Origin of the sequence: Streptomyces ovatisporus (genome assembly GCF_042653885.1) — a bacterium.
Lineage (GTDB): Bacteria > Actinomycetota > Actinomycetes > Streptomycetales > Streptomycetaceae > Streptomyces > Streptomyces ovatisporus.
Window position 1 is genome coordinate 504,846 of the sequence record NZ_JBHSFH010000005.1, and the last position, 19,637, is coordinate 524,482.

Annotated in this window: 14 protein-coding genes; 13 read left to right on the forward strand and 1 reads right to left on the reverse strand. The window is 71.5% G+C overall.

The genetic code is table 11. The features are described 5' to 3' along the window. Positions 1–46: 46 nt before the first annotated feature. A complete protein-coding gene (locus ACFPA8_RS10625) occupies positions 47–1,522 on the reverse strand; it encodes an FAD-binding protein (protein WP_386445858.1) in 1,476 nt (491 codons plus the stop codon). A gap of 743 nt (positions 1,523–2,265) precedes the next feature. Between ACFPA8_RS10625 and ACFPA8_RS10630 the strand changes: the two genes are divergently transcribed. The 13 genes from ACFPA8_RS10630 to glnT all read left to right on the forward strand — a co-directional run bounded on the left by ACFPA8_RS10630 (position 2,266) and on the right by glnT (position 19,581). Then, complete coding sequence (locus tag ACFPA8_RS10630; RefSeq protein WP_386445861.1) at positions 2,266–2,736, forward strand: VOC family protein; 471 nt, start codon at positions 2,266–2,268, stop codon at positions 2,734–2,736. Beyond that, positions 2,733–3,638 carry a hypothetical protein gene (locus tag ACFPA8_RS10635; protein WP_386445864.1) on the forward strand — a complete coding sequence of 302 codons (906 nt, stop codon included), beginning with the start codon at positions 2,733–2,735 and terminating at the stop codon, positions 3,636–3,638. Before ACFPA8_RS10630 ends, ACFPA8_RS10635 begins: the two co-directional genes overlap by 4 nt. Next, positions 3,635–4,528, forward strand: coding sequence for an LLM class flavin-dependent oxidoreductase (locus tag ACFPA8_RS10640; RefSeq protein ID WP_386445867.1), 894 nt, complete (start codon positions 3,635–3,637; stop codon positions 4,526–4,528). Before ACFPA8_RS10635 ends, ACFPA8_RS10640 begins: the two co-directional genes overlap by 4 nt. Further along, complete coding sequence (locus ACFPA8_RS10645; protein WP_386445870.1) at positions 4,519–5,361, forward strand: hypothetical protein; 843 nt, start codon at positions 4,519–4,521, stop codon at positions 5,359–5,361. Before ACFPA8_RS10640 ends, ACFPA8_RS10645 begins: the two co-directional genes overlap by 10 nt. Next, the gene (locus tag ACFPA8_RS10650; protein ID WP_386445872.1) at positions 5,358–6,605 is read left to right on the forward strand and encodes an aminotransferase class V-fold PLP-dependent enzyme; all 1,248 of its coding nucleotides are present in this window, start codon (positions 5,358–5,360) and stop codon (positions 6,603–6,605) included. The genes ACFPA8_RS10645 and ACFPA8_RS10650 overlap by 4 nt, the downstream gene beginning before the upstream one ends. Next, positions 6,602–7,387, forward strand: coding sequence for a tryptophan 2,3-dioxygenase (locus tag ACFPA8_RS10655; protein ID WP_386445875.1), 786 nt, complete (start codon positions 6,602–6,604; stop codon positions 7,385–7,387). Before ACFPA8_RS10650 ends, ACFPA8_RS10655 begins: the two co-directional genes overlap by 4 nt. A gap of 130 nt (positions 7,388–7,517) precedes the next feature. Further along, a complete protein-coding gene (locus tag ACFPA8_RS10660) occupies positions 7,518–8,561 on the forward strand; it encodes a methyltransferase (protein ID WP_386445878.1) in 1,044 nt (347 codons plus the stop codon). Continuing rightward, positions 8,554–9,408, forward strand: a complete 855-nt coding sequence (locus ACFPA8_RS10665) for an alpha/beta hydrolase (protein ID WP_386445881.1) — start codon at positions 8,554–8,556, stop codon at positions 9,406–9,408. Before ACFPA8_RS10660 ends, ACFPA8_RS10665 begins: the two co-directional genes overlap by 8 nt. Positions 9,409–9,426: 18 nt before the next feature. After that, a complete protein-coding gene (locus ACFPA8_RS10670; protein WP_386445884.1) occupies positions 9,427–11,250 on the forward strand; it encodes a non-ribosomal peptide synthetase in 1,824 nt (607 codons plus the stop codon). Position 11,251: 1 nt separating this feature from the next. Further along, entirely contained in the window at positions 11,252–15,613 is a 4,362-nt protein-coding gene (locus tag ACFPA8_RS10675) for a non-ribosomal peptide synthetase (RefSeq protein WP_386445887.1), read from the forward strand. Beyond that, positions 15,606–16,988 (forward strand): FAD-dependent oxidoreductase, encoded by a 1,383-nt coding sequence (locus tag ACFPA8_RS10680; protein WP_386445889.1) that lies wholly within the window; start codon positions 15,606–15,608, stop codon positions 16,986–16,988. The genes ACFPA8_RS10675 and ACFPA8_RS10680 overlap by 8 nt, the downstream gene beginning before the upstream one ends. 159 nt (positions 16,989–17,147) lie before the next feature. Then, on the forward strand, positions 17,148–18,020 hold the full coding sequence (locus tag ACFPA8_RS10685; protein WP_386445892.1) for an NmrA family NAD(P)-binding protein: 873 nt from the start codon (positions 17,148–17,150) through the stop codon (positions 18,018–18,020). Positions 18,021–18,213: 193 nt separating this feature from the next. Continuing rightward, complete coding sequence (gene glnT / locus ACFPA8_RS10690; RefSeq protein ID WP_386445895.1) at positions 18,214–19,581, forward strand: type III glutamate--ammonia ligase; 1,368 nt, start codon at positions 18,214–18,216, stop codon at positions 19,579–19,581. The last annotated feature ends 56 nt before the right edge of the window (positions 19,582–19,637 follow it).

Genomic DNA, 19,637 nt, shown 5'->3' on the forward strand with positions numbered 1-19,637 from the left:
CGGCCACGGCGCCGGCCACGGCGCCGGTCACGGCGCCGGTCACGGTCTAGCCGTTCGGGAAGATTCCGGGGCCGGGTGTGAGGAGGGCGTCGGGGTCGTAGCGCTTCTTGGCAGCGCTGAAGGCGGGCCATGCCGCGCCGAAGTGGTTGCGCCAGTCCTGCGCGGAGAACCGCACGGAGCCGATGGGGTAGAGCACCGCGCCGTAGCGGTCGCGCGCCCGGGCGAACCAGCGGTCGTTGCGCTCCAGCATCTCCTGCACGTATGCCGGGTCGGGGGCGGGGGAGGGGGCCGTGGTGTTGATGTCGAGGACGTACACCCAGGGCGAGCCGTCGGGCTCCGGCCGCGGGGGATACGGCCTGGTCATGTGTGCGCGCCGCTGCGGGTAGATGAGGCTGATGCCGCAGGGCCCCAAGTCGCGTTCGGTGAGCGCGGGGTGGACCTCGGCGACGTAGTCCTCCATGGCGTCTCCGGGCAGCCACACGTCGTACCAGGGCTTGGCGAGCCCGCCCCATTGCGCGGTCTCCCGCATGTGATCGACGAAGCGGTCGATGGTGAAGACGTAGTCCAGGTAGGAGGTGTCCTCCACGAGCGGAGCGGCCTCCACACCCGCGACGGCCTCCTCGTCGCGCGGCGGGGCGTCGCGGTCGTAGACGACGGTCGCGTACAGCTGGTGGGTCGGCCCGTCGCTCGGCGGTTGCAGCGTCGCGTAGACGTGGTCGATGCCGGGCCGCTCGATGAGGGTGCGCAGGTCGCGGAAGAAGGCGGCGTTGTCGGTGTGGCCCAGCACATAGGTGCGGGCGCGCTCCTTGGCCGGGACGAGGTCCAGGACGGCCTTGGTTATCACACCGCACTGACCCAGACCGCCGAGGACCGCTTCGAACAGGTCGGTGCGGTGCTCGGCAGAGCAGCGTTCGATGTCACCGGTCCCGGTCACGACCTCCAGCTCGCGCACGTGGTCGCCCTGGAGCCCGGTGTGCAGCGCGCCGACGAGGCCGCCGAGACCGCCGACCGAGAGCGTGCCGCCCACGCTCAACGACGTGTACGCGGTGACCGCCGGCGGCGTCAGCCGCGGGGAGTGCTCATAGGCGGCGGTGACCAGGTCCTTCCAGAGGAGGCCGGCATCGACCTCGGCGCCCTCGGGGCCGAGCGTGTGGATGCGGTCGAGGGTGCGGGTGTCGATGAGCAGGCCGTCGCAGAGGCTCTGGCCGAGAGTGGTGCTCGCTCTCCCCCGCACCGAGGCGGTGATGCCGTGGGCACGGCAGAAACGGATCATCGCGGCGACGTCCTGCGCCGAGCGGGGCCGCAGCACCGCACTGGGCGTGGTGGTGGCGATGTTGCCCAGATCGGTGGCGTAGGCCCGCCGGGAGGACTCGTCGACCAGGAGGTCCCCCTCCAGCGCGGGGGCGACGGCGAACGACGGGCGCGTTTCCTCCGTCGTGCTCTCCCGGGACGAGACCCACAGTCGGCCGGCCGGGTCGAACCCCATGACTGCGGCATTCCCCGGGGAATCCGGGCGGGTCATAGTTGCTTCTCCTGACCTGCGATATCGGTTCGGCTGTCGGCTGTTCCCCCGTGCGTAATACGCAATACGCGCTGCCCGCCTTTTCAGCGGATACGGCAATCTCTTGGAGCGGCACGCCCCGGTGTTCTGCCGTTGCTGCCCAGAATCGTAACCGGAGGCAGTGCGATAAACCCTCGCCGCTCTCTAAACTCACTGTCAGGGCTTTTAAAATCCCAGGGGCCGGCCACGGACCGCCGCACAGGCAGGCGGATGCGCCGCCGCGGCAGCACTCCTCGCCCCGGACACCGGCAGCTCAACCGCTCACGCGCCGCCGGTCAGACCCGCCACGGGGTCGCCGCCATGGTTCGACCACTCCCCCGTAAAGCCGACCGACCAGCAGGTTTTCCCATCGCGGCGTGGCTCCCGCTCACTCGGCGACGTGCCGCCCACGGCGGGGCCCGACGATCGGCCGAGGTATCGCCGCCCGCCGATCACCGCAGCACGGACCCGGACCGACGCCCCTCGTGCCGGCGGAACTCGCACAGTCCCGAGGCGATCCGCCCGGATCCGCGACGGCGGGCTCAAAACGACTTGAGACGATCTTAAGCTTCCTCTGATTGTCCGGCGCATGGACGGTGATAGAGCATTTCTGGTGCCGGCCTGCCGCCTCGACCGCGAGGGCTCCGAAGGTGCTGGCAGGATTCGCGCCGGTGGCGTACATGCCCGTTACATGCCCGCCGACATTTCGCGAAGAAAGGGATTCGATGAACGCGCTCGCCATCGCCCCTAAAGTCCACCACATCGCCGTCCAGACCGATGACGTGGAATCCACGGTCACGTGGTACCAGGAATTCCTCGATGCTGAGGCGCAGTGGACGCTCACGGAATTCTCTCCGCTCACCCGCTCCCGCCTGCCCGGGATCGGAAAGCTGGTCGAACTGAAGGCGGGGGACGTGCGCTTCCACGTCTTCGACCGGTCCGGCCACACCCGGCACGGGCCCGACCCGCGCGGCTTCCAGTTCCAGCACATCGGGATCGTCGTGGACCGCCACGAGGACCTCGTCGCGCTGCGGGAGCGCTGGCTGCGGCTGCGGGAGCGCGGGGACGTCCGCTGGAGCCGGGACGAGCCGCCGTCGGACATCGTGACCGACGACGACGGGATGCAGAGTCTCTACGTCCTGGACCCCAACGGCCTCGAAATGGAGTTCATCCACTTCTCGGGGAGGACATCGTGAAGGGCGGTCAGGGATCGCGGACAGGACCCGGCCGGCCCGAGCCCCCGATGCTCCAGTTGCGCCCACTGTTCCTGCCTGAGCCGGGCCGTTCCTTCGAGCCCTCGGGCCACGGGGAGCCCGGCGACGACACGATGGCCCAGGGCATTCCGGACTACAAAGTGTTCGGCGTGCACCCGGTCGAGGCCGAGCGGGTCTTCTGGTACCGGTGGATCACCGGGCACCAGGTCTCGTTCGCCCTGTGGCGTGCGATGTACGACATCTTCGGGGACTCCCCCGACACCATGCCGCCCCGTCCCGAACTCGACGTCCTGGCCGCCTGCGTCGATGCCTACAGCGCGATGCTGCTCTATTCGTCCACGGTGCCGTGCGCCCATTACCACAGCCATATCCGGCGCCGTATGGCGCTCCAGCACCCGGCGATCAGCGGCACCTGGGCCCCCGACTACCGGCCCGTCCGCCGCCTCTTCCGCGGCAAGCTGTCCTGGCAGGGCGATCCGGCGTGCGAGCCGCTCGGCACGGCCGTGGCGCGCAACGCCGCCGCCCACGACTACATCGCCGCCCATCTCGTCCCGGACGGCCTCTCTCTCCTCCAGCAGTCCATCGGCACGCCCGCCATGGCCGTCTCCCAGGAGAAGGAAGAGCTGTACGACAACCTCTTCCTCACGCTGCGCCGCCCCATCAGCCGAATCCAGTTCGTCGGCCAACTCCGCGCGCGCGTCGCCGAGGTGGGCACCGACCTCGCGCACAACGGCCTGTATCCGAACGTCGAGGGGCACCATCACCCGGTCGTCACCGGGCACTCCGGCGGCATCATGATGACGCTGGTGCCCGGCGCGCTCCGGGCGCTCGACGAGGCGACCCGGCTGGTCGCCCGCCACCAACTCCAGGGCGTCGGCGCATGAGGCACGGAATCGTGCTGCTCCCCGAGCACGGATGGAAGGTGGCGGCCGAGCGCTGGCGGCTCGCCGAACAGCTCGGGTACGACCACGCCTGGACCTATGACCACCTGATGTGGCGCTGGCTGGCCGACAGCAACTGGTACGGCGGTATCCCGACACTCACCGCCGCGGCCACAGCCACCCGCACCCTCGGGCTCGGCATGCTCGTGGCCACGCCCAACTTCCGGCACCCCGTGGTGCTCGCCAAGGACCTGGCCAGCATCGACGACATCGCCGAAGGGCGCCTGGTCTGCGGGCTGGGAGCAGGCGCGCCCGGATACGACGCCCGCATCCTCGGCGGCACGCCCCCGCGCCCCCGCGAGAGCGCCGACCGGTTCGAGGCGTTCGTCGAGCTGCTCGACTCCGTACTCGTCCGCGGCAGCGTCGACGCCTCCTCGCCCTGGTACACCGCCTCCGGGGTCAGCTTCCATCCCCGGGCCGGCGACGGGCCGCGGCTGCCGTTCGCGGTGGCCGCGACCGGACCGCGGGGCATGGCGCTCACCGCGCGCTTCGGCCAGTACTGGGTCACCTCCGGCCCGCCCGCCGACTTCAGCGGGCGCCCGCTGCGCGAGGTCATGCCGGAGCTGCGCAGGCAGATACGCGACGTCGAGGCGGCGTGCGAGCGCGCCGGCCGGGACCCCGCCACGCTGCGCCGGCTGTTCGTGGCCGACGCGGCGGTGGGCGGGATCACCGCGTCGGTGGCCGCGTACGAGGAAGCCGCCGGCGCGCTGGAGGAGGCCGGCTTCACCGACCTCGTCGTGCACTGGCCCCGTCCCGAACCGCCGTACGAGGGCGACGAACAGATCATCTTCGACTTCGCCGACAAGCAGCTGCGGGGTGAAACATGCAGGTGACATCGGTGGCCATGTTCGGCACCGCCCCCGGCCACGGCAGCGCCCTCGACGTACTCCTCCCCGACGGCCCGTGCGACGACCAGGCGCTCGCCCACGCCGCCGCGCATGCCCGCACCACCGACACGACGGTCGAGAGCGCGCTGGTCAGCGACATCTCGGAGGCGGAGCAGACCTTCGAGTCGAGGATCTTCAACACCGGCGGGGAGACCCCCTTCGCCACCCACTCGCTCGCCGGTGTGGCCGCCTTCCTGGTCAGCAGGGGCCACCTGCGCGCCGGTGAGGTCGGCCGCAGGACCGAGGAGGGATGCCAGTGGCTGTGGACCGACGGCCGCGCCGTCGAAGTGCCGTTCACCGGGCCGGTCGTCGACCACGGAATCCCGGCCGATCCCGCCCTGTTCGGCCCCTACGACGGCACACCGCGGGTGAGCGGGGTCGGCAGGGGGTTCACTTTCCTCCACGTCACCGACGATCCCCGGGCGCTGCCCGCCCCCGACACCGTGCGCATGGCCGAGCTCGGCATGACCGACCTCACGCTCTTCCGGTGGGACCCGGAGGAACGGGAGGTCCTGGCACGCGTGTTCGCCCCCGGCTTCGGGCTCCCCCAGGACCCGGGGTGCCTGCCGGCGGCGGCCGCGCTCGGGCTGATGTCGCTCTTCCTGACCGGCGACGGCAGCACCCCGGTGACGGTTCGTCAAGTCATCCCCCACGGCACCGAGTCGGTGCTGCGCTGCACCGGCTCGGTGCGAGGCGGTGCAGCCCAGGTGCAGGTCACCTCGCAGGTCTGGGTCGACGAGGAGGACACCGACAGCGACAGGGAGGTGAGTGAGCGATGACGGGACAGCCGCAGGCCGGCGCGTCCACGGCACCCGCGTGGATCGAGGCGCAGCAGATCGAGGCGCAGCAGCGCGACGGCCGCGACCCGCTCTCCGCCTTCGCGAGCGGCTTCGCCACGGACGGCGCGGTGCACCTCAACGGCAACTCGCTGGGCCCGCCGCGGGCGGGCCTGGCCGGGGAGCTGGAGCGGGTCGTGCACGGCCAGTGGGCCCCGCATCAGGTGCACGGCTGGTTCAAGGACGGCTGGCTGGATCTGCCCCGCACGGTCGGCGACAAGCTCGCGGCTGTGCTCGGTGCGGCACCCGGGCAGGTCGTAGTGGCGGGCGAGACGACCTCGACGACTCTCTTCAACGCGCTGGTCGCCGCGTGCCGGCTGCGCGAGGACCGGCCCGTGCTGCTCATCGAGGCCGCCTCCTTCCCCACCGACCTCTACATCGCCGGCTCGGTGGCCCGGCTCCTGGGACGCCGGGTCGTCACCGCCTCCGCCGAGGACTTCGACTCCTTCCTGCGCGAGAACGGCGCACAGGTGGCGGCGGCCGTCGCCGCGCCCGTGGACTTCCGCACCGGGGAGCGGCGCGGGATCGGGCCGACCACCGCGCTGTGCCACGCCGCCGGGGCGATCGCGGTGTGGGACCTCAGCCACGCCACGGGCGTACTGCCGGTCGATCTCGACGCCCACGCCGTGGACCTCGCTGTCGGGTGCGGCTACAAGTACCTGGGGGGCGGCCCGGGAGCGCCGGCGTTCCTCTACGTCCCCTTCCGGCTCCAGCAGGCGGTGGACTTCCCGCTGTCCGGATGGCACGGGCACGCCCGGCCCTTCGCCATGGCGCCCGCCTTCGAGCCGGACAGCGGCATCGGCCGGGGCCGCACCGGCACTCCCCCGCTGCTCAGCCTGGTGGCCCTCGGCCACGCCCTCGACCCGCTGCTCGAAGTGGGCGTGCACGCCCTGTACAGCCGCAGCCAGGACCTCTCGGAGTTCTTCCTGGAGTGCCTGGAGCGCAGCCGTCCCGACGTACTGGAGCAGCTGGTCTCCCCCCGGGACCCGGACCGCCGCGGCGGACACCTCGCGCTGCGACTGCCCGACGCCGAGCGGATCGAGGAAGCGCTGGCCGCGCGCGGAGTGCTCGTCGACTCCCGGCCGCCGGACCTGATCCGCTTCGCCTTCGCTCCGTTGTACGTGACGCACGAGCAGGTGCGGCGCGCGGTCCACGAACTGGGCGACGTGGTGAAGGAGGCGCGATGACCCAGGCGCACGAGTACGTGACCTATGCCCGCATGGACGAACTCCACGAGTTGCAGCAACCGCGCAGCAACGCCCGGGGCGAGCTGAACTTTCTCCTGATCAGCCAAGTCCAGGAGCTGCTGTTCCGTGCCGTGTCCGACGACCTGGACCAGGCACGTCAGGCGCTCCACAAGGACGACCCCGCCGGCGCCCGAACGGCGCTGCGGCGCGCCACCCGCACCCAGCGGGTGCTCGTGACCTGCTGGGAGGTGATGAACGGCATGTCGGCCGACGAGTTCGTGGCCTTTCGGCACGTGCTCAACGACGCCTCGGGGGTGCAGTCCTTCGCCTACCGCGCCCTGGAGTTCGCCATGGGCAACCGGCCGCCCGGCCACGTGCAGTCGGCGTACGCGGACAGCTATCCGTCGCTGCGCGTCGAGCTGTCCAAGCCCTCGCTCTACGACGCCGCACTGGCGTACCTGGCCCGGCAGGGGTTCGCCGTCCCGGCCGACTGCGTGGAGAAGGTGCCCTGGCAGCAGCACGAGGCGGACCCCCTCGTCGAGGACGTCTGGCTGGAGATCTACCGCGACCCGCACACCTACCGCGAGGCGCACCGGCTGGCGGAGTCCCTGCTGGAGGTCGCGTACCAGTTCTCGCACTGGCGGGCCACGCACCTGCTCGTGGTGGAACGGATGCTCGGCGGCAAGAGCGGAACGGGAGGCAGCGACGGCGCCGCCTGGCTCCGGGAGATCAACGAGCACCGTTTCTTCCCCGAGCTGTGGACCTTCCGCACCCGGTTGTAGGGCGTGGCACTCGCAGCGTGGCCAGGCGCCGAGACCGGCACGACACCCCCGCCCGCGGCACAGGAGGCGAACACGAGTGCCGCAGGAGCACGTTGAAGGAATACGACACCACCCTGTTGGGAGCTGCGTGATGACGAAGCCGGTTGATCTCAGTCCGATCGTCCCGACGTTGTTCGGGTTCGCTGCCTTCCAGCAGCTGCGGGCCGCATCCGAACTGCAGCTGTTCGAGTATCTGACGCTCAACGGTCCTTCCAGCAGCGACGAGGTCGCCGCCGGACTGGGCCTGCCGTCGAAGAGCGCGCGCACGCTGCTGCTGGGCACCACGGCGCTCGGCCTCACCGAGCACAGCTGCGAGGGGTACACACCGAGCCCGACGCTGCGTGCCGCGATCGACGACGGCACCTGGCCGCACATCCGCAGCATCATCGACTTCCAGCAGCGGGTGTCCTACCTGCCCGCGCAGGAGTACGCCGAGTCCCTGCGCACCGGCAAGAACCTCGGCCTCAAACACCTGCCCGGCTCCGGACTCGACCTCTACACGCGCCTGGAGGAGAACCCGGAGCTGGGCAACCGCTTCTACCGCGGCATGCACGCCTGGTCGGAACTGTCCAACCCGGTGCTGCTGCACCAGGTGGACTACCGGTCGGTGACCCGTGTACTGGACGTCGGCGGCGGCGACGCGGTCAACGCGATCGCCCTGGCACGCGCCCACCCGCACCTGAAGGTGACGGTCTTCGACCTGGAAGGCGCCATCGAGGTGGCCCGCGACAACATCGATGCCGCCGGGCTCGGCGACCGGATCGAGGTCGTGGCCGGCGACATGTTCGCCGAGCCGATGCCTCACGGATACGACCTGGTGCTCTTCGCCCACCAGTTCGTCATCTGGTCGCCGGAGCAGAACGTCACGCTGCTCCAGCAGGCCTTCGAGGCGCTCTCCCCCGGTGGCCGGGTGGTCGTCTTCAACGCGTTCGCCGACGACGACGGAACCGGCCCGCTGTACACCGCGCTGGACAACGTGTACTTCACGGTGCTGCCGTTCGAGGAATCGACGATCTACCCCTGGCGTGACCACGAAGAGTGGCTCGCCACCGCCGGATTCGTGGACATCACGCGCACCTGCAACGACGGCTGGACGCCGCACGGCGTCGTCGAGGGGCGCAAACCCGATGCATGACTCCAGTCTCCTCGACCGGGAGTACTCGCCCAGTTCCCGCGCCCGGACCCCGGCCGCGTCGTTGCAGCAGTACCGGACGCGGAGCGACGCCGCGCGGGCGCAGCTGGAGGTGCGGGAGGCCGTGCCCTACGGCGCCGCCGCCGTCGAGCGCTGCCACATCTTCCCCCCTCCTCCGGCCGCCACGACGGCAGCCGGCGCCCCTGCCCTGGTCTTCGTGCACGGCGGGCACTGGCAGGAATCCGGCATCGAGGACGCCTGCTTCGCGGCCGGGCACGCCGTGGCGCACGGGTGCGCCTTCGCCGCGGTCTCCTACGGGCTCGCACCGGCCCGCACGCTCCCGGAGATGATCGCTTCGGTCCGGGCGGCCCTGACGTGGCTGGCCGATGCCGCACCGCGATACGGCATCGCCCCTGATCGCCTGCACGTGGCGGGCAGCAGCGCGGGGGCGCACCTCCTCGCGACGGCGCTCGCGCACCGTACGGCTCCACGGGTGCGCAGCGCCTGCCTGCTCAGCGGTCTCTACGACCTCGGCGAGATCCCGCGTACGTACGTCAACGACGCCCTCGGCCTCACACCCGAACTCGCCCGCGCCTGCAGCCCGCTGCACCTGCCCGCGCCGCGGTGCGACCAGGTCCTGCTCGCGGCCGGCGAGCACGAGACGGACACGTACCTGCGCCAGCACCAGCAGTACGCGGCGCATCTGGCCGCCCTCGGCGTCCCGGTGCGCACGCACACGGTGCCCGGCCGGGACCACTTCGACCTGCCGCTGGACCTGGCAGACGCGGCGACGCCGTTCGGCCGCATCAGCCTGCACCACCTGGGCCTGGCGGCATCCCACCTCGCATAAGGAGCGGTGACTCACGCGATGACACACCCAGCGACCACCACCCCACCGCCGGCCTCGACGACCGACGCCACCACCACGGCCGACGCCACCACCACGGAGACGATCGCCGAGGCCTTCACGCGCACAGCACGCGACAACGCGGCACACGAAGCGCTCTCCGACGGCGAAACGATCCTCACCTACGGCGAACTGGACGCCCGCAGCAACCGGATAGCGCGGGTGCTGCGCGAGCGGGGACTCACCCCGGGTGAGCACGTCGGGGTGCACTTCGACCGCGGCCCGGCGACCTACCAGGTCTTCCTCGGCATCCTCAAGGCCGGCCTCGTGGTGGTCCCGTTCAACCCCCGCCACCCCACCGAGCACACCGCGCGGATGTGGCACGTCGCCGCACCGTCCCTGACCGTGACGGGCGCCGGGGCGGCCGACGGTATCCCGCCCGGGTCGTGCGTCCCGCTCGACAGCCTGCTCCACGACGCGGCGGCGGCGTCCGACGCCCCTGTGCCGTGCGAGGTGGACACGCAGGCGCCGGCGTTCCTGCTGTTCTCCTCCGGCTCGACCGGCGAGCCCAAGGGCGTCGTCATCGCCCACCGGGGCATCGCACGCGTCTCCCGGCACCTGACCGGCTTCACGCCCGGCCCCGGAGACCGGTTCCTGCAACTCGCGCAGCCGACCTTCGCCGCCTCCACCACGGACATCTGGACCTGCCTGCTGCGCGGCGGCCGGCTCACCGTCGCGCCGCAGGACGTGCCCCAACTCGGCGACCTCGCACGGCTCGTGGAACGCGAGCGGATCTCGGTGCTCAACCTCTCCGTGGATCTGTTCAACCTCCTCGTCGAACACCACCCGCAGGTCGTCGCGCAGGTCCGGTCGGTGATCGTCAGCGGTGACTTCCCCTCGGCACGCCACATCGGGCAGGCGCTGGACGCACTCCAGGACGGTGATCTCTTCAACGCCTTCGGCTGCACGGAGAATTCGGCGCTGACCGCGGTGCACAAGGTCACCCAGGAGGACCTGTCCACTGCCGAGATCCCGGTCGGGCACCCCATGCCGGCCGTCGAGATGACGGTGCGCACGCAGACCCTCGAACCCTGCCCGCCCGGCGAGATCGGCGAGCTGTGCATCGCGGGCGACGGCGTCGCGCTGGGCTACCACGGTGATCCGCAGCTGACGGAGCGCAAGTTCGTCCACCACGAGGGCAGGCGCCTGCTGCGCACCGGCGACCTGGCCAAGCTGACCGGGGACGGCGAGATCGTACTGGCCGGCCGCACCGACCAGATGGTCAAGGTGCGCGGGTTCCGCGTCGAGCCGCGGCACGTCGAGATGGCCGCCGAGACCGTGCACGGCGTGGCCCAGGCCGTGGCCCAGGCCGTGCCCGGCGACGGCGCCGCCGACCGGCTCGCCCTGTGGTGCGTGCCGGCGCCCGGCCACGGCCTCGTCGAGCGTGACCTGCTGGAGGAGCTGCGCGGACGCCTGCCCGACTACATGGTCCCCTCGGCGGTGCTCGTCCTCGACGCCTTCCCGCTCAACGCCAACGGCAAGATCGACCGCAAGGAGCTGTCCGCGCGCCTCGCGGCATGCACCACCCGTCACTCCCGGGGCGGCACGAAGCAGGACACGCTGGCCACCGTCGTGGCCTCCACGCTGGCGGACGTGCGCGGGGGCGAGGAGATCGGCCTGGACGAGGGCCTGCTGGAGAGCGGACTCACCTCACTGGACCTGATGGCCCTCGGCGCCCGCCTGGAGGACGTGGCGGGAATCCCCCTGGCCCCCGGAGAGCTCGTCGAGGCCGGCACCGTGCGCGGCGTCGCCGACCTGATACGCACCAAGCGGGGGCGGGACTGAGATGACCCCTCCCAGCCAGCAACCACCCCTCGGCAACGAGCGTTTCCCGGCGTCCCCCGCCCAGTCCGGCATCTGGTTCGCGAGTGCGGCCGGGGCAGACCCCACGGCCTACAACCAGCCCCTGCTGGTGCGCCTGCGAAAGCCGCTGGACCACGCACTGCTACGCGAGGCACTGCGAGCGGTTCACCGGGCACACTCCGCGCTGCGCACCACCTTCGAGATGGAGGCCGGCGGCGACCTGGTCCAGATCGTGCACGGGGATCTCGACCCGCTCGTCGAGGTACGGGACCACTCCGGCCCGGAGGACCCCGAGGAGTGGGTGGCCCGGCAGGCGGCCCAGGTCGCGGCCACCGCCTTCGACCTGCACGCCGGGCCCCTCGTGCAGGTGAGGCACCTGCGCCTCGCCGCCCGGGGCCGCAGTGTGCTCGTGTTCAACGTCCACCACACCGTCTTCGACGGCATGTCCTTCCAGCCCTACCTCAGGCAGCTCGAAGCGGCCTACACGGCGCTCGCGCAGGGCCGCGAACCGGCCGTGCACGCTCCGCGCCAGGCCGTGGAGTCCTACACCCGCTGGGCCAAGCAGTGGACCAACGAGGGGGTACCGGACTACTGGCGCACCAAGCTCGCCGACGCCCCGTCCCCGGCGCTCATCGGCCTGCCGGGCGAGGGCCCGGCCCGGCACGTCACCCGGCAACTCGTCCTCGACGAGCGGCTGTCGGCCCAGGTGAGCGACCTGTGCCGCGCCCGGTCCCTCACCACCAGCATGTTCTTCGTCGCCCTCGCCTTCATCCTGCTGCACAGGCAGACCCGGCAGGACGACGCCCTCCTGGGCATCCCGGTCACCGTCCGGGACAGCGGCGACGCCGAGGTACTCGGGCACCTCACCAACACCGCCGTACTCCGGCACCACCTGGCCGCCGACGCCACCGTGCGGGACGTGCTGAGGGCGGTGAAGGGGGAAGTCCTCGACACCCTGCGGCACCGGCACACCCCGCTGGAGGCGGTGGTGAGCGAACTGCGCGCTTCCGGCGCCGAACTCGGCGGCGCCGGCGACCTGTTCAACACCATGATCACCGTAATGCCGTCCGGGTCACGCCGGCTCGGCCTTCGCGAATGGGGTGCGGAGACCTGGGAGCACGTGCCGGGAGGAGCCAAGTACGACCTGACGATCACGGTGGACGAGACGCCTCCCCACTACACACTGATCATCGGGCACACGACGACCGCCGACGACGGCGAGAGCTTCACCTCCTACCTCACGCAGCGCCTCCGCACGCTGGTCGAGGCCGCCCTGCACAGTCCCGACACGCCGGTGCGGGAGCTGAGCTGGACCAGCGACGAGGAAGAGGCGGCCATCGCGGGATTCTGCGCCCGGCGGGCCGACGCACCGCGGCTGGACACCGAGTTGACGGCTGATCTGTTCACCGCGGGCGCCGCGGCGGCACCCGCTGCTCCGGCGGTCGTGGCGGACGGCGCGAGGATGGACTACGCCGAGCTGGCACGGCGAGCCGACGCGGTGGCGGCGGGCCTTGCCGACCGGGGCATCCGCGACGGCGCGCCTGTCGCGGTGCTGATGCCCCCCGGCCCCGAACTCGTCGTCACGGTCATCGGCGTCCTCAGGGCCGGCGGCAGCTACGTCGTCCTGGATGCCGACCAGCCGGCGGAGCGGCTCGGCTTCGCCCTGCACGACTGCGGCGCGGGCATCCTGGTGCGCTCGGGCGGTATCGACGTGTCGGGCGTGGAGCTGCCGGAGAACCTGGAGGTCCTGGACGTGTCCGGCCTCGGCCGCCCGGGGGCGGCGCCCGAGCGGGGCCGCAAGTCCCCCGCGGACACGGCGTATATCGTCTACACCTCCGGCTCCACGGGCCGTCCCAAGGGCGTCACGCTGCCCGAGACCACGCTGGCCAACCTGGTCCACAACCAGGAGATCCTCTCCGGCGGCCGACGGATGACCACCCTGCAGTACATGCCGCCGGCCTTCGACGTGTTCACCCTGGAGGTCTTCGGGACGCTGTGCACCGGCGGCACACTCGTCATCCCTCCGGTCGGTGCCCGCACCGACTTCGAGGGACTGGCCGCGCTGATGGCCGAGCAGCGCGTCGAGCGGGCCTACCTCCCCTACGTCGCGCTCCGCGAACTCGCCGCCGCCCTGCGCGCATTCGCGGTCGACCTCCCTCACCTGCGGGAGGTGTACGTCACCGGCGAGCGGCTGGTGGTGACCGAGGATCTGCGCGAGATGTTCCGCCGCAACCCCGGGGCGCGCCTGATCAACGCCTACGGCCCGTCCGAGGCACACCTGTGCAGCCAGGAGCGGCTTCCCGCGAACCCCGACGCCTGGCCCGCTCTCCCCTCGATCGGCTGGGTGGTCGCCGGTGTCGACGCGTACGTGCTCAGCGACGCCGAAGCCGCGCAGCGCGCTCCGTTCGGTGTCGAGGGGGAGCTGTGCGTGGCCGGGCCGGTCGTCTCGCCCGGGTACATCGGCCTGCCGGAGAAGACGAGCCGGGCCATGGTGCCCGACCCGTTCGTTCCGGGGCAGCTGATGTACCGCACCGGCGACCTGGTCGTGCTGGCGGCGGACGGGCGTCTGCACTACCGCGGCCGGGAGGACGACCAGGTCAAGATCCGCGGGTACCGGGTCGAGCCGGGCGAGGTCGAGGCAGCGCTGGAGCGGGAGTTGGAGGTGGACGCGGCGGCCGTGCTCGTCGTCCCGGCGGGCGCGGACCGCGTCCTGCACGCGTTCGCGCAGAGCGACGCGCCGCTGCCTCCCGACTGGCGCGGGCGGCTCGCCGCCGTACTGCCGGAGTACATGATCCCCCGGCAGATCACCCGCGTCGCGTCCTTCCCCCTGACACCGAACGGCAAGACCGACCGCCGGGCGCTGGAGGCGATGCTGCCCGCCTGCCCCCAGCCGGACGACGGAGACCGCGAGGGCGTACCGGAGGCCGAGTGGACCGACGCCGAGCAGACGATGGCCGATCTGTGGACGCAGGTCCTCGGGCGGCGGCCGACCGCACCGGATGCGGACTTCTTCGAGCAGGGCGGGCACTCCCTGCTGGCCGCCCGGCTGCACCGACTGGCCAAGGAGCGCCTCGGCACCGGCGTCGGACTGGCCACGCTGCTGAGCACACCGACGGTACGCGGCATGGCGGCGAGCCTCGGCGGTGACGCGGACACCAGCCTGCCGGACCTGCGCCGCGAAGCCCGTCTGCCGCACCTCGCCGTGGCAGACCGGCGCCCGCCGGCGGAAGGGCGGGTGCTGCTCACCGGCGCGACCGGCTTCCTCGGCAGCCACCTCCTGGACGAGCTGCTGCGCTCCGGGCACCGCGTCTCCTGCCTGGTCCGCGCCGACAACGCGGAGGAGGGACGCAGCCGCCTGCGCGCGACGTTCGGCAAATTCGCGCTCGACGCCTCCCGTATCGACGAGGTCGAGATCTGCCCCGGTGACCTCGCCCGGCCGTACTTCGGACTCGGGGAGGAGCAGTACGAGGCTTGGGCGCACGGGGTGAGCGAGGTCTACCACGCGGCGGCGCACATCAACTTCGTCCTCCCGTACCACACCGTGAAGCACACCAACGTCGACGGCCTGCGGCGGCTGCTGGAGTTCTGCGGCGTCAACCGCACACCGCTGCGCGTCGTCTCGACCCTCGGCGTCATCCCGCCGGACTCCACGACCGGCCTGGTCGAGGAGGATTCGGTGCCGGGCGATCCCGCCTCGCTGGGCATCGGCTACTCGCAGAGCAAGTGGGTCGCCGAGCACCTGGCGCGGCAGGCGCGGGACTTCGGCCTGCCGGTGACGGTGCATCGCGTGGGCCGCGTGGCCGGGCACAGCCGCACCGGAGCCTGCCGGCACGACGACTTCTTCTGGCTGCAGATGAAGGGGTTCGCGGCGCTCGGCCGCTACCCGCAGGACATCGCCGGGACGCCGGCCGTCGATCTGCTCCCCGTGGACTACGTGGCGAAGGCGATCGTCCGGCTCTCCGAGGACAAACCGGAGAACGAGGACTGGCATCTCTTCCACGCCCGCGGCCTCACCTGGGACGAGATCATCCAGGCGATCCGCGCGGAGGGCTACCCCGTCGGCCCGGTCCCGCCGGCCGACTGGATGACCGCCCTGGAACGGCAGGTCGAGGCCGGCGACCAGGGATGGGGGCTGGGGCCTCTGGTCCCCCTGATGCGGGAGGGCGCGATGCGCCTGGGCGACCTCTCGTTCGCCAACGCCAAGTCCGCGTCCGCCCTCGCCGACGTGGGATGCCCCATACCGCCGGCGGACACCGGCTGGATCCATCAGATGTTCGCGTACTTCCGCGGCCTCGGCGCGGTTCCGCCGCCGGGCGCTGCATCTTCTAAGGAGCACAATGCCTGAGCTCGCCGAACGCTCAGTAGTGATCATCGGTGCCGGACCGGTCGGCTGCGCGCTGGCCACACTGCTGCGGCGCCAAGGCCTGGAGGTCGACATCTTCGAACGGGAGGAGGCCGCCGAATCCGGATCGGGCAACTCCTTCAACCTCACGCTCACCTCCCGGGGGCTCGACCGTCTGCCCCGGCCCGTCAAACGCCGCCTGTACCTGCAAGGTTCGGTGCTCGTCAAACGGATCATTCACCACAGCGACGGTGCGATCTCCACGCAGCCGTACGGCACCGCGGACACCCACCACCTGCTGTCCATCCCACGAGGCGTCCTGCAAGTCATCCTGCGCGACCACGCGCTGCGGGCGGGCTCCCGCATCCACTACGGACACAAGTGCGTCGACGTGGACACCGCGCGTCCGGCCGCGCTGCTGCAGCGGCGCGACGGAACCACCGCCTGGGTCCGGGCCGACCTGCTGGTCGGTTGCGACGGGGCGAACAGCGCGGTGCGGGAGGCGATCTCCCGCGCGCATCCCGAGGACATGTGGGTCACCCGGGACACCATCGACCACGGATACGCCGAGATCACCATGGAGTACCGGGACGCCGATCCGGCCGGCATGCATCTGTGGCCGCGAGGCGACCACTTCCTCCAGGCCCAGCCGAACCGCGACCAGACCTTCACCACCAGCCTGTTCAAACCCCTGGCACACGACACTCCGCGGCGGCAGTTCGCGGGCCTGTCCACACCCGGCGCCATCCGCGACTACTGCGCCACCGAGTTCCCCGACGTCTTCGACCGGATGCCGGAGGTCGGCCAGGAGCTGATGTCGCGCACGCCCGGCAGGCTCCGCATCGTCAGCTGCGCCCCGCACCACCACCAGCGCGCGGTGCTCATCGGGGACGCGGCACACGCCGTCGTCCCGTTCCTCGGACAGGGCATCAACTGCAGCTTCGAGGACGCCGCCACGCTCTCGGGGCTGCTGGAGAGCACCGGGTTCGGGGCCGGCGACGTCGATGCCGTGGTGGAGAACGTCGTCGAGAAATACAGCGGCATGCGGGTCGCGGCCGGGCATGCGCTGGCGGAGCTGTCGCTGAACAATCTCCAGGAACTCTCGGCGCATGTCACCAGCCCGTCGTTCCTCGAACGCCGGGCGCTGGAGCGGCGGTTGCACGAGCTCTACCCGGAGGTGTACACCCCGCTCTACCAGTTGGTGGCCTTCACCAGGATTCCCTACGACGTCGCGCAGCAGAGGCACCGCAAACTCAGTTCGGCGCTCGACTCGTTCTGCCTCGGCCGGGACCTGCGCAGGGACCAGGACACCATCATCGCCGAATTCGTCGACAAGTACGGCGACGAACTCCTGCGTGACCGGGAGCGCACGGGGTGAACTCCGCATCGGCGCGCGGCCGGTGACCGCGCGACCCGCCGTGCCGCCGAGCACCCTCTCCGCGGCCATCCGGCAGTCCGACGGTGCCGATCACTGACACGCCACCGGTGCGGCAAGAGCACCCCCGATACCGATCCCCCGTGAAGGGAGCGAGCGAGCATGCAGATCGCCGTCACCACACCGACCGGCAATGTGGGTTCACGAGTCACCCGGCTGCTGATCCAGGCAGGCGTCCGGCCGACGCTGCTGCTCCGGGATCCCTCCAGGCTCGGCCCCGAAATCCTGGAGAAGTCACGCGCCGTGCAGTGCGATCAGCGCGACACCGACGCAGTCACCGAGGCCACTCAGGGCGTCGACGCACTGTTCTGGGTCGATCCGCCCACCTCCGACCCGGACCCCGTCGCCTCCCATGCCGCCATGGGCGCCAACGTCGCACAGGCCGTCGAGCACAACGGCATCCGCCGGACGGTCTTCCAGAGCAGTGTGGGCGCCGAGAAACGCCACGGCGTCGGTGAGATCGACGGGCTCGCCCGGACCGAGGAGCAGCTCGACCGGCTCAGGGCCTCGGTCCTCCACCTGCGGTGCGGCTACTTCTTCTCGAACCTGCTGCTCAGCCTCGACCAGCTCAGACAGGGTCTGCTGCCCACCACCTTCCCGCTGGACAGCCCGATTCCGTGGGTCGACCCGCGCGACATCGGAGACGTCGCGGCGGCCCGGCTCCTCCATGACGGTTGGTCAGGCCGGCAGGTACAGGCGGTCCATGGGCCGTACGACCTCACGTTCGCGGAGGCAGCACGGATCATCTCGGAGGCGACCGGGAAGCAGGTCGAGGCCGTTGCGATCAGTGACGCCGAACTCCGGCAGGCGCTCGCGGACCAGGAGTTCACCACCGAGCAGACCGAGGCGATGGTCGGCATGCCCGCCGGCCTCCGGAAGGACTTCGCCCCCGAGAACGAGCGGTCCGCCGTGACCACGACCCCGACCGGCCTCGGTGCCTGGGCGCACAGCGTGCTGCGCCCGCTGCTCTCGTAAGACCGCCCGCCTGCCCGTTCCCGGAGAACGCCGGTGCCCCGCGGAGGCGCGTCGTCCCACGGGCACCACCAGAACCGCATGTCGCTCAACGATCAGACACCCGACCGAGTCCGGGCGTCACCCGCTCTCAGCGCGACGCCCTTCACTCGATCCCTGCGGTGGCGACACGGCAGGGAGGTCCAGGAGGTACCGCATGATGCTCGACGTCCGGCCGGCACAGCACTCCGCACCGACGTCCACCCTGACCGAGCAGGCCCGCGCCGACGGCATCGAATTCCTGCTGGCCCTGTTCGTCGATCTCACCGGCAAACCGTGCGCCAAGCTGGTCCCGATCTCCTCGTGCGAGGAATTCGAGCGCAACGGCGTCGGGTTCGCCGGCTACGCGGTGGGCGCGCTCGGGCAGCAGCCGCACGATCCGGACGTGGTCGTCCTGCCCGACGCGGCCTCCTACACACCGATGCCGTTCGTACGCCAGGGATTGGCTCTTGTGCACTGCGACCCGCATGTGGAGGGGCGGCCCTGGCCCTACGCCCCGCGGATCGTGCTGCGCACCCTGCTGGCGGAGGCCGCCGCACGCTCGCTGGAACTGCGGGCCGGCGCGGAGGTCGAATACTTCCTGGTCACCCGGGAGGACGGCGAGCGGCTGCGTGTCGCCGACGTCCGCGACGACGCCGCACGCCCCTGCTACGACGCCCGCGGCCTGACCCGGATGTACGACCACCTCACCGAGGTCTCGGCGGCGATGAACACCCTGGGCTGGGGCAACTACGCCAACGACCACGAGGACGCCAACGGGCAGTTCGAGCAGAACTTCGCCTTCGCCGACGCCCTGACCACAGCCGACCGGGTCATCACGGCCCGGTACCTGATCTCGACGCTTGCCGAGGCCCGTGGCATGACCGCGACCTTCATGCCCAAGCCCTTCGCCGACCGCACCGGCTCCGGGATGCACCTGCACCTGTCGCTGTGGGACGACGACCGTCCGCTCTTCCCCGCGGGCGGCGACGGCTCCGATGTCCGCGGCCTGGGGCTGTCCGACGTGGCCTACCGCTTCGTGGCCGGAGTGCTCACCCACGCCCCCGGGCTGCAAGCCGTGCTGGCACCCACCGTCAACTCCTACAAACGCACGCACGCGACGTCCACACGGTCCGGGGCCACCTGGTCACCGCGTCGGGCGACCTACGGCGGGAACGACCGCACCCACTACGTACGCGTGCCCGACAGCGACCGGATCGAGCTGCGCGGCGCGGACGGGGCGGCCAACCCGTACCTGGCACTGGCGGCGGCGCTCGCCGCGGGTCTCGACGGCCTCGACCGCGAACGCGACCCCGGCACGCCGGGCGTCCCCGGGGCGCCGCCCCGAACCGACTGCCCCGAGCTGCCGCCGACGCTGCTCCACGCAGTGGACGCGATGTGCGCGGACCCGGTCGTCACCGGTGCGCTGGACGTCGCGGGCGCCGGGGTGAGCGAGTATTTCGCCGGACTCAAGCGCGAGGAGTTCTTCGACTGGCACACCGGGGTCGGCGACTGGGAGATCGACCGCTACCTCACAGCCTTCTGACACGCGCCGCCCCGGGTGCCTCCGGGGGCGCAGCGGGGGCGGCCGGCCGCCCGCCG